General features: G+C 71.4%; 15 protein-coding genes. 7 read left to right on the top strand and 8 right to left on the bottom strand.

The features are described from left to right. Positions 1 to 170: 170 nt before the first annotated feature. From AB0D49_RS20115 to hppD, 3 genes are all read right to left on the bottom strand, one after another. Entirely contained in the window at positions 171 to 854 is a 684-nt protein-coding gene (locus AB0D49_RS20115; protein WP_362758944.1) for a GntR family transcriptional regulator, read from the bottom strand. 143 nt (positions 855 to 997) lie between these two features. Next, on the bottom strand, positions 998 to 2,197 hold the full coding sequence (fahA, locus tag AB0D49_RS20110) for a fumarylacetoacetase (protein WP_362758942.1): 1,200 nt from the start codon (positions 2,195 to 2,197) through the stop codon (positions 998 to 1,000). 158 nt (positions 2,198 to 2,355) lie between these two features. Beyond that, on the bottom strand, positions 2,356 to 3,561 hold the full coding sequence (hppD, locus tag AB0D49_RS20105; RefSeq protein ID WP_362758940.1) for a 4-hydroxyphenylpyruvate dioxygenase: 1,206 nt from the start codon (positions 3,559 to 3,561) through the stop codon (positions 2,356 to 2,358). Between the two features lie 581 nt (positions 3,562 to 4,142). Between hppD and AB0D49_RS20100 the strand changes: the two genes are divergently transcribed. The 3 genes from AB0D49_RS20100 to crcB are packed head-to-tail and all read left to right on the top strand — an operon-like array spanning position 4,143 to position 5,238. Further along, the gene (locus tag AB0D49_RS20100; RefSeq protein ID WP_362759507.1) at positions 4,143 to 4,517 is read left to right on the top strand and encodes a CrcB family protein; all 375 of its coding nucleotides are present in this window, start codon (positions 4,143 to 4,145) and stop codon (positions 4,515 to 4,517) included. Continuing rightward, entirely contained in the window at positions 4,514 to 4,867 is a 354-nt protein-coding gene (locus tag AB0D49_RS20095) for a DUF190 domain-containing protein (protein WP_362758938.1), read from the top strand. Before AB0D49_RS20100 ends, AB0D49_RS20095 begins: the two co-directional genes overlap by 4 nt. Continuing rightward, positions 4,864 to 5,238, top strand: coding sequence for a fluoride efflux transporter CrcB (crcB, locus tag AB0D49_RS20090; protein ID WP_362758936.1), 375 nt, complete (start codon positions 4,864 to 4,866; stop codon positions 5,236 to 5,238). Before AB0D49_RS20095 ends, crcB begins: the two co-directional genes overlap by 4 nt. Before the next feature lie 99 nt (positions 5,239 to 5,337). Here crcB and AB0D49_RS20085 read toward each other — a convergent pair whose 3' ends face one another. Then, positions 5,338 to 5,745, bottom strand: coding sequence for a heme-binding protein (locus AB0D49_RS20085; RefSeq protein ID WP_362758934.1), 408 nt, complete (start codon positions 5,743 to 5,745; stop codon positions 5,338 to 5,340). Between the two features lie 528 nt (positions 5,746 to 6,273). Here AB0D49_RS20085 and AB0D49_RS20080 point away from each other — a divergent pair. Beyond that, a complete protein-coding gene (locus AB0D49_RS20080; RefSeq protein WP_362758932.1) occupies positions 6,274 to 7,344 on the top strand; it encodes a TauD/TfdA family dioxygenase in 1,071 nt (356 codons plus the stop codon). Between the two features lie 110 nt (positions 7,345 to 7,454). Here AB0D49_RS20080 and AB0D49_RS20075 read toward each other — a convergent pair whose 3' ends face one another. Genes AB0D49_RS20075 through AB0D49_RS20060 form a run of 4 tightly spaced genes read right to left on the bottom strand, consistent with a single transcriptional unit; the run spans position 7,455 to position 11,725 of the window. Continuing rightward, positions 7,455 to 8,615, bottom strand: coding sequence for a hypothetical protein (locus tag AB0D49_RS20075; protein WP_362758931.1), 1,161 nt, complete (start codon positions 8,613 to 8,615; stop codon positions 7,455 to 7,457). Further along, positions 8,612 to 9,823 (bottom strand): Dabb family protein, encoded by a 1,212-nt coding sequence (locus tag AB0D49_RS20070; RefSeq protein WP_362758930.1) that lies wholly within the window; start codon positions 9,821 to 9,823, stop codon positions 8,612 to 8,614. The genes AB0D49_RS20075 and AB0D49_RS20070 overlap by 4 nt, the downstream gene beginning before the upstream one ends. Positions 9,824 to 9,842: 19 nt before the next feature. Further along, positions 9,843 to 10,376 carry an aromatic-ring-hydroxylating dioxygenase subunit beta gene (locus AB0D49_RS20065; protein WP_362758928.1) on the bottom strand — a complete coding sequence of 178 codons (534 nt, stop codon included), beginning with the start codon at positions 10,374 to 10,376 and terminating at the stop codon, positions 9,843 to 9,845. After that, positions 10,373 to 11,725: an aromatic ring-hydroxylating dioxygenase subunit alpha gene (locus tag AB0D49_RS20060; RefSeq protein ID WP_362758926.1), complete on the bottom strand. Its 1,353-nt coding sequence runs from the start codon at positions 11,723 to 11,725 to the stop codon at positions 10,373 to 10,375. The genes AB0D49_RS20065 and AB0D49_RS20060 overlap by 4 nt, the downstream gene beginning before the upstream one ends. A 206-nt stretch (positions 11,726 to 11,931) precedes the next feature. On the opposite strand from AB0D49_RS20060, the gene fdxA reads away from it, so the two are divergent. From fdxA to AB0D49_RS20045, 3 genes are all read left to right on the top strand, one after another. Further along, on the top strand, positions 11,932 to 12,246 hold the full coding sequence (gene fdxA, locus AB0D49_RS20055; RefSeq protein WP_362759505.1) for a ferredoxin: 315 nt from the start codon (positions 11,932 to 11,934) through the stop codon (positions 12,244 to 12,246). Further along, positions 12,243 to 13,238, top strand: coding sequence for an NAD(P)/FAD-dependent oxidoreductase (locus AB0D49_RS20050; protein ID WP_362758924.1), 996 nt, complete (start codon positions 12,243 to 12,245; stop codon positions 13,236 to 13,238). The genes fdxA and AB0D49_RS20050 overlap by 4 nt, the downstream gene beginning before the upstream one ends. A gap of 257 nt (positions 13,239 to 13,495) precedes the next feature. Further along, positions 13,496 to 14,293, top strand: a complete 798-nt coding sequence (locus AB0D49_RS20045; RefSeq protein WP_362758922.1) for an IclR family transcriptional regulator — start codon at positions 13,496 to 13,498, stop codon at positions 14,291 to 14,293. The last annotated feature ends 111 nt before the right edge of the window (positions 14,294 to 14,404 follow it).

The raw sequence follows: 14,404 nt of genomic DNA, 5'->3' as shown, positions 1-14,404 counted from the left end.
AGTACGGGCGGCTTGCGGGCCGGTGTCCAGGGTGCGGAACCGGCCGGGGAGGGGATTTCCGGACGGCCCGGGAACGCGAGAACCCCGGACGGCCGGGGAACGACGAGAGGGGCGGCCGGGCCGCCCCTCTGCTCATATGTCGCGTCCTCGAAGGTCGCGCCGACGGTGGCTCACATGGCCCGGTCCCCATGGCCGTACATCACCACGGCCTGGTGCACATGTTCGGCCGCCGCCGCCTCGGCCCGCTCCGGGTCGCCGTCGAGGATGGCACCGAGGATCGCGTCATGGTCGCGCGGCGTGAGATCCGTACGGCGGTTGATGTTGGCCAGCGAGCCCACGGCGAACCGGGCCCAGATCCGGTCCAGGGCGTCGGTGAGCAAGGGGTTTCCGGCCAGTCGGGCGAGCAGCATGTGGAAGGCGAGATTGGCGTGCCAGGCCCCGGTGGGGTCGCCCGCCTCGGCGCGCTCCTCGACCGCGTGCGCCGCCGACTTCAGCTCGGTGAGCTGGGCCGGGGAGAGCCGGCCGTCGCGCTGCGCGGTGGCCGCCAGCTTCGCGGCCAGCGCGTCCAGGGCGCCCTGGAGCTGCATGGCGTGCAGCATCTCCTGCGGGGTGAGGGAGCTGACCACCACGCCCCGGCCGGTCGAGGAGACCAGTCCGTCGCTCTGGAGCCGGCGCAGCGCCTCACGCACGGGGGTACGGCTCATCTCCAGGTCCTTGCACAGACCCAGTTCGGTCAGCCGGTCCCCGGGCCGGTAGTGACCGTCCACCAGCCGCTCGCGCAGCCGCCGGTAGGCGACCTCGGCCTGATTATGGATTCCTGGACGCTCCTCTGCAGAGCCACCGGATGACAGCATCCTTAACGTATACATTGTATTCAGTCACGCCCGCAATAAGCGGGAGTCACCGTGTGCCACATGGTTCCACGCCGGGCCGGGGCCGGGCACGCCGAAGCGGCGCCCGGCCGGGTGGCTGGACGCCGCTAGGGGGTCGGCGGGCGTCAGGGGGTGAACGGGCGGGCCGGTGCGACCCGGCCGGTGACCTCGCCGAGACCGATCCGGGCTCCGGACGGGCCGGGGGCCGTGGCGCTGACGGTGACCTCGTCGCCGTCCTCCAGGAAGGCGCGGGAGGCGCCGCCGGGCAGGGTCAGCGGCTCGGTGCCGCCCCGGGTGATCTCGATGAGCGAGCCCTCCTGCCCCGCCCCGGGGCCGCTGACCGTGCCCGAGGCATAGAGGTCGCCGGTGCGGGCGGCGGCCCCGTTCACGGTCATATGGGCGAGCATCTGGGCGCCGGTCCAGTACATCGCGGCGAACGGCGGCGCGGAGATCTCATGGCCGTTGAGACGCACCGACAGCGCCAGGTCGAGGCCGTCCTTGCCGGTGTCCGTGAGATACGGCAGCGGCTCCGGGTCGCGCGCGGGCGGCGCGGTCCAGGCCGCGTCCAGCGCCTCCAGCGGGACGACCCACGGGGAGACGGAGGTCGCGAACGACTTCCCGAGGAACGGTCCGAGCGGCACGTACTCCCATGCCTGGAGGTCGCGCGCCGACCAGTCGTTGACCAGGCACACCCCGAACACATGGTCACGGAAGGCGCTGACCGGGACCCGCGCGCCGAGCGGTGAGCCGGTGCCGACGACGAACCCGATCTCGGCCTCGATGTCCAGCCGCTGCGACGGCCCGAAGAACGGCGCCTCGCTCCCCGGCGGCCTGCGCTGCCCCACCGGCCGCACCACCGGGGTGCCCGACACCACGACCGTGCCGGACCTGCCGTGGTAACCGATCGGCAGATGCTTCCAGTTGGGCGGCAGCGGATCACCACCCGGCCGGAAGAGCCGCCCGAGATTGCCCGCGTGGTGCTCGCTGGCGTAGAAGTCGACGTAGTCCCCGATCTCGTACGGCAGCCGCAGCGCGACCTGGTCGAGCGGGTACAGGGCGGCTTCGGCGGCGCTGCGGCGGCGGTCGTCGGTGAGGGTCTCGCGGACCCGGGCGCGCACCGCCGACCAGGTGTCCCGGCCCTGCCCCAGGAACGGGTTCAGGGCGGGCTCGGCGAACACCGGGTCGCCGAGGGCGGCGGCGAGATCCAGCACCCGGTCCCCCACCCGCACCCCGACACGGGGAGGGGCACCGGGCGGGGCGAAGACCCCGTAGGGCAGGTTGTCCAGGCCGAAGACGTCGTCGGGGGGCAGGTCCAGCCAAGTCATGGTGGGTGACTTTCGGGGTGTAGGGGTGGGCGGGCCCGGGGGGGGGGGAGCGGGGAGCGTTGGGCGGGGAGCGGGGAGGTACCTCTGAGCGGAGAGGTGCCTCTGGGGCGGGGAGGTGCCTCTGGGGCAGGGAGGTGCCTCTGGGCGGAACGAGCCGCTCAGAAGTTGCCGCGCTTCTCCTGCTCGCGCTCGATCGCCTCGAACAGGGCCTGGAAGTTGCCCTTGCCGAAGCCGAGCGAGCCATGACGCTCGATCAGCTCGAAGAACACGGTGGGACGGTCGCCGAGCGGCTTGGTGAAGATCTGGAGCAGATAGCCGTCCTCGTCGCGGTCCACCAGGATGCCGCGCTTCTGGAGCTCCTCCACCGGCACCCGCACCTCGCCGATCCGGGCGCGCAGCTCGGGGTCCTCGTAGTAGGAGTCCGGGGTGGCCAGGAACTGGATGCCCTCGGCGCGCAGCGCGTCGACGGAGGCGAGGATGTCATTGGTGGCCAGCGCCAGGTGCTGGGCGCCAGGGCCCTGGTAGAACTCCAGGAACTCGTCGATCTGGGACTTCTTCTTGCCGAGCGCCGGCTCGTTCAGCGGGAACTTGACCCGGTGGTTGCCATTGGCGACGACCTTGGACATCAGCGCCGAGTACTCGGTGGCGATGTCGTCGCCGACGAACTCCGCCATGTTGGTGAAGTTCATGACCCGGTTGTAGAAGTCGACCCACTCGTCCATCTTGCCCAGCTCGACATTGCCGACCACATGGTCGAGGGCCTGGAAGATCCGGCGGGGGCGGCCCTCGCGCCGGACGAAGGACGACGTGCGCGCGACATAGCCGGGCAGGTAGGGGCCGTCGTAGCCGGAGCGGTCGATCAGGGTGTGCCGGGTGTCGCCGTAGGCCGCGATGGCGCCCACGCGGACCGTGCCGTGCTCGTCGGTGATGTCGTACGGCTCCTCCAGGACCGTCGCGCCCTGGGCGCGGGCGTGGGTGATGCACTTGTCGACGTCCGGCACCTCCAGCGCGATGTCGATGACCCCGTCGCCATGCTTGCGGTGGGCGTCCGCGAGCGGGCTCTCGGGGTCGACCGCGCCCTTGAACACGAACCGGATGGCACCGCTGCGCAGCACGTACGACTGGTGGTCGCGGTTGCCGGTCTCGGGGCCCGAGTAGGCGATCAGTTCCATGCCGAACGCGGACTGGTAGAAGTGCGCCGTCTGGGTGGCGTTGCCGACGTTCCAGACCACCGCCTCCCAGCCGGTCACCGGGAAGGGGTCGCCCTTGGCGTCGTACTCCACCAGGCCGACGAGCTGCTGGAGCTGGGGGAGGTCCAGTTCGGCGAGCCGCTCCTGACTGGTGAGGATCTGGTCGATGCTCATGTGTCGTCCCTTCGGTGGCAACGCGACCCGGTCGTCGCGCCGGTGGCACAGGCGGGCACGGAGGCGTACGCCGCTTCCGCGCCGCCGTCCCGCACTGCCACCAGCACAGCCGCTGACCGGGACCTGTGCAAGAGTTACCGCGATTGCTGGGCATCCTGCTCAATCTGCCCAGCAGGTTCGCGGTGGACGTGTACATCTTGTACAGCTCGGGAATGGCTGGTGGACACCTTGCGCGGAATGGCCGCACGAGGAGCACCTCCGTCGCGGGGGCCGTCGAGTGCCTCCGCCCGGGGCGCCTGCCATGATCCGTGGATGCGTGACGACGGCACATCCCGGACCGGACCGGGCCACCGAGAGGCCGGTCCCCGGTGACCGCGCCGGGGCCGGGCCCGGTGGTCCCGGCGGACGATGACGGGCACCCTGGGACCGTGGCTGCCCGGGAAGCAGGAGACGCGGAACCGGTGGGACCCGCGCGGCCCTTGCCGTCCCCGGCGGCCTGCGAGCCGATCGATCCGGACGTCGCCCCGCTGCCGCCGAGGCGGCGGCCCGGCCGGTGGCGCGCGGAGGGTCCCGTGGTGGCCATGGTCGCGCTGGGCGGCGCGCTGGGCGCCTCGGCCCGGTACGGGGCGGCCCTGCTGTGGCCGACGGCGGCCGACGGCTTCCCGTGGACGACCCTCGGGGTCAACACGCTCGGGTGTGCGGCGATCGGGGTGTTCATGGTGCTGATCGGCGAGGTGTGGGCCGCGCACCGGCTGGTCCGGCCGTTCGTCGGCACCGGGGTGCTGGGCGGGTTCACCACGTTCTCCACCTACGCGGTCGACATCCAGCGGCTGCTCGACGCGGGACGGCCGGGACCGGGTCTCGGCTATCTGGCGCTGACCCTGATGGCGGCGCTGACAGCGGTGTGGAGCACGGCGTGGGCGACCCGCCGGATCGTGGCGTGGAGGCGAGGATGACCCGACTGACCGGACGCGCGCTGCGGCTGACCGTCTTCGTCGGCGAGAGCGATGTGTATCATCACCGGCCGCTGTACACCGAGATCGTGCACCGGGCGCACCGCGCCGGGCTCGCCGGGGCGTCGGTGTTCCGTGGCATCGAGGGGTTCGGCGCGTCGTCGCTGATCCACACGGCCCGGCTGCTGTCACTGAGTCAGGATCTGCCCGTCGCGGTGGTCGTCGTGGACGACGAGGCCCGTATCCGGGCGTTCCTGCCCCAGTTGGACGGGCTGATCACTGGGGGACTGGTGACCCTGGACGCCTGCGAGGTCGTCCACTACGCCGGGCGGGGCGAGGAGCGCGCCGAGTGAACTGGCTGCTGGTGATCGCCGGGGCCGTGGTCGGCGCGCCGCTGCGCTATCTGACCGATGTGGCGGTGCAGCGGCGGCACGACACGCTCTTCCCGTGGGGCACGTTCACCGTGAACGTGGCCGGGTGTCTGGTGCTGGGCCTGCTGACCGGTGCCGTCACCCACGGGGCGGCGTCCGGCTCCGTACAACTGCTGGTGGGCACCGGCCTGTGCGGTGCGCTGACCACGTACTCGACGTTCTCGTACGAGACCATGCGGCTCGCGGAGGCGGGGGCGCGGTTCTTCGCCGCCGCCAATGTGCTGGCCAGTGTGGTGGCGGGGGTCGGCGCGGCGTTCGTGGGGGCGGTGCTGGCGAGGGCGCTGTGGGGGTGAGTCGATGCGGGAGGCAGCCTTGCCGACGTCGGCACGGCGGGGTCGAGCCGCGCCTCACGCCCCCGCCCTGACACCTCCCGCGCCCCGCCCCCGCCCCCCCTACAACCCGAGCGCCGCTATCCCCGCGCGGGCGATCTGCACGTCCTGCGCGGGCAGCGCCCCGCTGACGCCGACCGCGCCGACGCACTGGCCGTCCTTGAGGATGGGCACCCCGCCTTCGAGCACCCCGTCGATCGCGGGGGCCGTCACATAGGCGGTGCGGCCCTGGTTGATCTGGTCCTCCAGGGCCTTGGTCTCCCGGCGGGCCAGTGCGGCGGTGCGGGCCTTGGATGGGGCTATGTGCGCGCTGAGGGGGGCGGCCCCGTCCAGCCGGTGGACGGTCCAGGGGTGGCCACCGGGGTCGACGACGGCGATGGTGACGGCCCAGTCGTGGCGCTGGGCCTCGGCCTGGGCCGCCGCCACGATGCGGTCGACGTCGGCGCGTTCGAGGACGGTGCTGGTCTTCACGTCAGTGGTTCCGATCCGTCGTGAGGGCGGGTCCGCGCACTGGTGCGGCGGTGGCGCGGGAACGCCGGGCCCTGCTGTCAGGGCCCGGGTGCGGACACCGTACTCGTGGTGGCGGGCCGCTGTCCGGGCCCCACCGACCCCATGCACTGCAATACAAGATGCCGTCTCGTCCATTGACTAGTGCTTCGGACCGCTCCTATCGTGGAGCCACTTCTGGAGAGGACGGAAAGGACGGGACCCGCATGAAGCCAGTCGCCCTGATCGGCGCCTTGCTCGTGTCGTGCGCCGGCCGCCGGACCTACGACGAACCGCTCCGATACTCCCCGCCCCGGGAAGGACTGCGCCCCGGCACGGCCGTCGGTGTCCCTCAGACCCCCTTCTGAGGCTCCGCAGCCTCGGACGGACCCCGTTCTGAGGTTCCGCGTCGCCCCCGCGCGACGCCCGACCGCCGCAGCCCTGCGCCCCGGCCGTCCGTCGCCTTGTCGTCGGCAGGCCGCTCCACCCCGATTCCGCGAGGAGTGCACCACCATGACCACCACCCCCGACCAGCAGATCCCCGGGCCGTCCGCCTGGCGCGGCGACGACCTGATGACGTCGACCGACTGGATCTACGTCCTCAGCGACGCCGAGCGCACCGAACTGGAGGAGCTGGGCCGCCGCTTCGTCGCCGACGACCCGGATCTGCGGACCGTCACCGCCGCCGACTACCCGCTCGACGCCGCCCGTGGCCTCAATGACGAGAGCGCCCGCCAGATGGACTCCGGCCGGGGCTTCATCCTGGTGCGCGGACTGCGCACCGACGACTACGGGCCCACCATGGCCGCCGCGATCTTCTTCATCATGGGGCTGCACCTCGGCCAGCCGATCGGGCAGAACCAGCGCGGCGATCTGCTGGACCATGTCATCGCCACCTCCAACAAGACGATGGCCGACGAGGGCGCGCTGCCCTCCCGTATCCGCGACCGGCTGCCGTTCCACTCCGACAGCTCCGACGTCGTCGCCCTGATGTGTCTGCGCGGCGCCAAGGAGGGCGGGGCGTCCAGCCTGGTCAGCGGCACCACCATCTACAACGAGATGCTGCGCCGCCGCCCGGACCTCGCACCCCGGCTGTTCGACACCTACCACTGGGACTGGCGCCGTCAGGACCCCGACTCCCCCGAACTCACCTACACCTCGCCGATCATCAGCTATGTCGACGGGATCTTCAGCACCTACGCGGGCAGTTCGATGATCTTCAGCGCGCAGGAGTACCCGGGTGTCCCGGCGCTCACGGCCGACCAGTCCGAGGCCATCGCCCTGTTCGACGAGATATCGCAGGAGTCGGGGCTGCCGATCGACATGGACTTCCAGCCGGGCGATGTGCAGTGGCTGCTCAACTACGCGGCGCTGCACTCGCGCACCAGCTATGTCGACCACCCGGAGCCGGATCGCCGCCGTCATCTGCTGCGGCTGTGGCTCAAGCGGGACGTGGGCCGTCCGCTGGCGCCCAAGTTCGGCAAGCATGTCGTGGTGATGGGTGAGCCCGCCACTCCCCCGCTGCCGGGCGGCCGGTTCCGGATCGCCGACGCGGTGACCGTGAACGACGACTGGGGCGCGTGACCTGTGCCGGACCGGGCGGGTGATCCGTCACCCGCCCGGTGATCCTTCGTAGCGACAGAAGAGGGACGCTCCCCCGGGAGCGTCCCTCTTCACATGGCCGTGGCCGCCGGTCAGGGCACCTCGTCCAGCAACCGCCGGTAGATCCGCGCGTACGCCGCCAGCCGCGCCAGCGACAGTGTGTCCCGGCGCGGGTCGCCGTCCGCCGGACGCGGCTGCGGCCCGAGCCGTACGGTGTCCACGCCGCGGGCGCGCAGTACGACCCCGTCGGTGGAGCCGGTCCAGCCGGTGAGGGGCGGTGGCGGGGCGCCGAACTCGTCCTGCCAGGCGGCACGGGCCGCCGTCACCACGGGGGCGTCGGCGGGGGTGGCCGCGGCGGCGGCGACCGGCTCGGCCCGTACGTCGATCGCGCAGTCCCGCAGCGGGGTGTCCGCGCAGCGGGTGCGCAGCCGGTCGGCGAGCCCGGACGCCAGCACGGCCGGTTCCACCGGGTCACCGGCGACGACGTACAGGTCGATCCGGAGGGCGGCGGGCAGCAGGTCGGGCTTGTCGGGCCGGCCGCCGCCGATCGCGCCGATGCCGCAGGCCCGGCCGGTCTGTCCCTCGCGGGGGTCGGCGGCGAGATAGGCGGTGCGCCAGCGGTCGAGTTCGTCGAGGACGGTCCCGGCGTGGGCGAGCACTCCGCCGGGCGGGGTGGCGGAGGCGGGGGCCATCGCGGCGCCGGAGCGGCCGGTGACCCGGACGGTGAGATAGAGCGCGCCCGGCTCGTGCCACAGCAGCGTGGGCGGGCCGGACTTGGCGACGAGGGCGGACCGGGGCGGTGGGTGGGCGTCGAGGTACGCCTCCACGCCGGTGACCGCGCTGTCGCGGCGATGGGTGCCCGACCCGGCGAGCAGCAGCCGTCCCGAGGCCGCCCCGGCGAACGCGACCAGCGCGGCGGCGGCCGGTCCTCGGGCGACCCCGAGGCCGAAGCCGGTGATGTCGTCGCCGTCGGCGTCCAGCGGGGCGACAGGGGCGGTACTGCCGGTGACCTGGGCGTTGGCGGGGTCACCGGGGTCGAGCGAGGTGTCGAGATGGGAGTAGAGCAGGGGTCCGGCCCCGTGGGTGGCGATCAGGCTGCCGCCCTCGGGGCCGTGCTCCAGCACCTGCCAGTCGATGTGCGGCCAGCGGTCGGCGCACCAGGCGCGCAGCCGGTGGGCCGCCACCCGCTCCTTGCCGCGCGGCGCGGCCACGCGGTCCAACTGGTGCAGGGTGTCGAGCAGGTGCTGTCTCAAAAACGTCCCCAGTCGTCGGCGGCCGGTCGCCATACGTCGATGTTGCGCGGGTCGGCGGGCATCCGGCGGGGGCGGTGGGTCTCGTGCTCCTCCGGGGTGAACACCCGGTGCGCGTCGCACAGTTCGTAGCGCGGGCCGAAGCGGGTGTCGTGCATGTAGAACGCGATCGACGTGGACGCCGAGTGGTTGACGATGTCGGAGGCGATCGGGGCGCCCTTGTAGAGCGCGCGGGCCCGCATCCGCATGACATGGTCGAGGCTCTTCATCGCGAAGCACAGATGGGCGACATAGTGCTCCGTGTTGTTCTGCACGGCGAGGCTGTGGTGGTAGCGGTCCTCGCAGCGGAAGAACGTGGTGGAGCCGACGACATAGTCCGAGGGGAGGAAATTCAGGACGTTCTGGTAGAAGTCCAGGGTCTCCTCGTACTTGGCGGTGGCGATGAAGGGATGCACCAGGTCCAGCGGCCGGATCTCCAGGTGCGGGGGTTCGGCGTACTCCTGGAACTCGGTGAACAGCTCGATGATCAGGCCGTTGGGGTCCTTCACCGCGAAGCCGTCGTCGCACAGGGCCCGCTGGCGCTCCTGGAGTTCCAGGACCTCGAGGCCGGCGTCGGCGACGGACTTGCGCAGCCGCTCCAGGACGTCCTGGCTCTCCACGCTGTAGCCGACCGCCGTGGTCCAGCCGTCGGTGCGCTCGGGCGCGCTGATCAGCTCGATGGAGTGGTGCTCGATGTCGGCGCGCAGATAGGCGTAGTCGTCGGTGCGCTGCTCCAGCTGGAGCCCGACGTGGTATTCGAGGAAGTCGATGGTGGCCTGCATGTCGGGTACTTCGATGCGGGCGTACTCCATGCCGTACGGGCCGCGGGGGCGGGTGCTCACCGGGGCTGTCCTTCCTGCGCCGGGCGCGGTGCGCTCGGTGTACGCGAACGAGGTGATGGCCTGCCGGTCGATGACCGGGCGCCAGCGGGTGTGCACGAAGTGTTCGTGCGAGTCGCTGCCCAGATAGGCGAGCAGGTCCTCCTGGCTGTCGAAGTCGACGGCCATGGTGTGGGTGAAGGTCCGGTCGCGGGTGCTGATGTTCTCGCCGAGGACGAAGCCCCGCATGGCCGGGTAGCGGTCCGGGAAGGAGCGCAGCTCGGCCAGGACGGAGTCACGTTCGGCCGGGTCGGTTCCGTCGGAGAACCGGAAGGAGAGGGTGTGCCGGATCATGGGTCGCCTTCCGTCGCCGCTAGAGGATGAAGCTGAGCCGGGCGCCCGCGGTGAGGCGCTCATGACCGAGGACCGAGCGGCGCAGCCGGAAGCGGAAGCCGTCGTCGGTGGGGACCAGGAGATGGTCGTACCAGCCGACATAGGCGTCGAAGTGGCCGTCGCGGGCGCGGTGCACCACGAAGGCGGCGGCGGCCCGGAAGCAGTTCTCCGCGTCCTCGGCGGGCTCGAAGAGCCGTACGTTGGAGATCAGCCGGTGGGTGCGGGAGTGCGGGTTCTCGGCGTGGGCCTTGCGTGACTTCAGGCGCTTGACGCGGGCGGTCAGCAGGCCCCAGTCGTCGTCGACGAAGGACCCGGTGTCGTGCGGGGACCAGCCGGGGCGGTAGTCGGTGGTGGGGATCTCGTAGCGGGCGCCGGGCTCGAACAGGGCGAGCCAGGCGTCGTAGTCCCAGTGGTCGAGGATGTCGGCCTCGGTGTAGAGGAAGTCCTCGACCTCGGGGCGGGTGACGGTGCGGCCCGCGCAGTGCACGGTGGAGCGGCCCACGGTGGTGGTCATCGCACGTCCCTTCCGGAGAGGAACGACGCCGGACGGTCGCCCTGCACTTCGAGTCCGCCGTCGACGCCGACGGCGTCGACCCAGTGCCGCCAGAAGCCGCGCATGGCGCCCTCGTCGGTGGACCGGCCCTGGACGCCCTTGACCTCGTCGGCCATGCCGCGGGACATGTCGCTGTAGTCGGTGGCGGGGCTGGCGCTGTCCGCGGTGGCCTGGATGCCGCGCTGGACGGCCTCGTACGCCTCGATGTCGTCGGGGGTGGCGAGACCGCCGGGGCCGACGAAGCTGACCACGGTCTTCATGCGCAGGGCGCGGGTCTCCGGGTCCTCCTCGCGCGGGACGAGCTGCCAGGCGCGGACGTCGGTCTGGTCGGGGGCCACCGGTTCGAGCTGGCGGATGGACAGGCCCTCGATGTCGAAGAGCAGCAGGTTGGGGAAGACGAAGAGGATATGGCTCTCGTCCGCCACATGGTGGGCGCGCCGCTCGCCGAGGCGTTCGGTCATCTCGGCGCGGTGGGCCTCGGTGCGGACCCGTTCGTCCTCGCCGAAGCGGGGCTCCCAGATCATGCTGATGCGTCCGCCGTGGCCGGTCAGGACGAGCAGTCCATGGCCGTTGCCGAGGTTGTAGGCGTACTGGTTGTCGTCGGTGACGGCGTAGCCGCTCTCGCGCAGATAGCCCACGAAGGTGTTGTGGGTGGGGGCGAAGTGGTAGCCGTCCATGGCGTTCTCGACGGCCAGCTTCCAGTTGCCGCGCACGCTGTAGAGCTGGGTGCCGGGCAGGGTGGTCATACCGCCGGTGTGCTGCTGCTCGATCATCGTCATGTAGTCGGCGGCGTCGCCGAGGTAGTCGAGCAGCGGGGGGACGTCCGGGTCGAAGGAGACGAAGACGAATCCCTCGTGGGTCTCCAGACGGGGCACCGAGCGCAGGGCCATGGAGTCGCGGAACGCGTCGGTGGACTCATAGGCACTGGCGTCGGGGATGGCGGCGACCTCCCCATTGTTCCGGAATGTCCAGGCGTGATAGAAGCACTGGAAGAGCTTGGCCGACCCTTCGCTCTCCCGGCACAGCACCGTGCCGCGGTGCGGACACGAGTTCAGGAAGGCGTGGATCTCACCGGCGCCGTCCCGGCAGAAGATCAGTGGCCGGCCGCCCAGTGTGCGGACCTTGAAGTCGTTGGGCTGGGGGATCTCGGTCTCGTGCCCGAGATACAGCCAGGTGTGCATCCACACCCAGCCGCGTTCCCGGGCGAAGATCTCCGCGCTGCGGTACGCCTCGCGGTTGACCCGGAAGGTGAGCCGGTCCCAGTCCTCGACGACCATCGGCGCTGGGACGGTCCGGGGGTTGCTTCCCATGGGGCGTTTGCCTCTCACAAGTCCCGACCCGAGTGACGTCCCGTGAGACGCCATCTCGTATGTCGCAGTAGCGTCCCTCAGTCAACTGGACCGTGTCAAGCATCCGTCGCACGGTTGACACCCCCTCCCGGCGGAGTCATCATCCAATTCCACAATGAAATACACCGTCTCGCATACTGTGCGACCGTGTGAAGGGCAACAAGCTCGTGCCATACGTCATCACCGATGCCTGCGTCGACGTCATGGACAAGTCGTGCATGGAGGAGTGCCCGGCCGACTGCATCTACGAGGGCGACCGGATGCTCTACATCCAGCCCGACGAATGCGTGGAGTGCGGACGCTGCGAACCCGTCTGCCCGCAGATCTCGATCTTCCACCACGAGGATCTGCCGGACGACCGCAAGCCGTACGAGCGCATCAACGCCGAGTTCTTCACCCTCGGCGAACAGCCGCTGGGCTCGCCCGGCGGAGCCCGCAAGGTCGGCCGGACCGGCCAGGACCACCCGGAGGTCGGCGCATGACCGGCTCCGCGACCCCCGTCGGCCCGGAGCTGACCGTCGACCTGCTCGTCATCGGCGCCGGTCCCACCGGCCTGTACGGGGCGTACTACGCCGGGTTCCGCGGGATGAGTGTGGCCATCGCGGACGCGCTGCCCGAGGCGGGCGGCCAGATCGCCGCGCTGTACCCGGAGAAGCTGATCTACGACGTGGCCGGCTTCCCCGCCGTACGCGGCCAGGACCTGGTGGACCGGCTCATCGAGCAGGCCGGACGCTGGGACCCGGTGTATCTGCTCGGCCATGGAGTCACCGACCTCGAGGACATCGACGGCGGCGTCCTCGCCACCACCGACCGGGGCGCCCGGATCACCGCGGGCGCGGTACTGGTCTGCGGCGGCATCGGCAACTTCGTCCCGCGCGAACTGCCGGTGGGCTCCGAGTACCTCGACCGCGGACTGCGCTACTTCGTCCCACGCCCCGCCGAACTGGCAGGTCAGGACGTGGTGGTGGTCGGCGGCGGCGACTCGGCGCTGGACTGGGCGCTCACCCTGGAGCCGCTCGCCGCCTCGGTCACCCTGGTGCACCGGCGCACCCGCTTCCGGGCCCATGAACGCTCCGTGGAACAGGTCCAGTCCTGCTCGGTACGGGTCCTCACCCCCTACGAGGTGGAGAAGGTGCACGGCGACACCGCGGTGTCGGAGGTGGTGGTCGCGTCGGCCGACGGCGACCGGATCACCCTGCCCGCGCAGTGTGTGGTCGCCGCGCTCGGCTTCATCGCGGACCTGGGCCCGATCGAGCGCTGGGGACTGGAGCTGCGCCGCCGGCGCATCCTGGTCGACCGCACCCTGCGCAGCAGCCGGGGGCGGGTGTACGCGGCCGGTGACATCGCCGACCACGACGGCAAGGTCAGTCTGATCTCCATCGGCTTCGGCGAGGCGGCGCTCGCCGTCAACCACATCGCCGCGCTGCTGGACCCGGCCCGCTCGCTCACCCCCGGGCACTCCTCGGACGCGTGATCCGTCACGCGGTCCGACGCCTGGTCCGGCGGGTGGTCCGCCGGCTGGTCCGACATGTGTGAGGCCGGGCCGGGCCACGTGGTCCGGCCCGGCCCCGGGCCAGGGCAGACAGGGCCCCCGGGGCAGGGGAGACAAGGCAGACAAGGGCTCGCAAGCCTGCGCCCGCCGTTACACTCCCCCTTGCCACACCTCAATTCAATACGCCGTTTCATTTCATGTCTTATGACCGGTCACATACGGTTGGGAGCGATAGATACATGCCCACGAAGGCGCAGCGCGGCACCGGGGAGCAGGACGGCCCGGACAGGACCGCGCCGACCATCCAGACGGTGCAGCGAGCGGCGTTGATCCTCGGTTCGTTCACGGTCGGCAAACCGCACATGAGCCTCAATGAGATCACCGAGCGTCTCGGGGCGAGCAAGGCGACCGCGCACCGCTACACCAAGGCCCTGCGGGCGGCGAACCTGCTGCGCTACGACGAACGCACCTCGCTGTACTCACTGGGCCCCCAGGTGCTCACCCTCGCCTCCGCGGCCCGTGCCGGGCTGCCGATCGTGGCCGCCGCCGAGCCCTATATGGAGGACCTGGTCCGGCGCGTCGACGAGACGATCGTGCTGTCCGTGTGGGACGGCGAGTCGGCGACCGTGGTGCGCTCGGTGGACAACACCGTGCACATGGTGCGCATCAGCGTCCGGGTGGGCTCGCGGCTCACGCTCACCGACTCCGCGCAGGGCCGGGTCTTCCTGGCGTTCCTGCCGCCCGAGCAGGTGCCCTCGCTGCCCCGCGCGGCCCGCCGCACGGCCGGGCTGACCGAGGAGCTGGAGGCGATCCGGGAGCACGGTCTGTCGGTCAACTCCCCCACGGTCAACGGGGTACGCACGATCGCGGCGCCCATCTTCGAGGGCGACAAGATCAGCGGCACGCTGGCGATCGTGGGGACCACGGCGACCGTCCCCGACGACGTGGCCTCACCGATGGCGCAGCAACTGCTGGAGACCGCACGGTCGTTGTCACAGCGGCTCGGCATGTCCGGGGACGTTCCCAACGGCGGCTGAGCGGAACACGGTTGACAGTGGGAGGGGCCCGCCCCCCCCCCCCGGCGGGCCGCCCCCACGGGGGCAAGGGCCGGGAAGGGGGGGGCAAGGGGCGGCGCGGGGCGAAGAAAT

This window comes from Streptomyces sp. NPDC048290 (assembly GCF_040652095.1).
Classification (GTDB): domain Bacteria; phylum Actinomycetota; class Actinomycetes; order Streptomycetales; family Streptomycetaceae; genus Streptomyces.
Note: the sequence above shows the minus strand (reverse complement) of the source record. Positions and strands in the feature narration are given on the sequence as shown.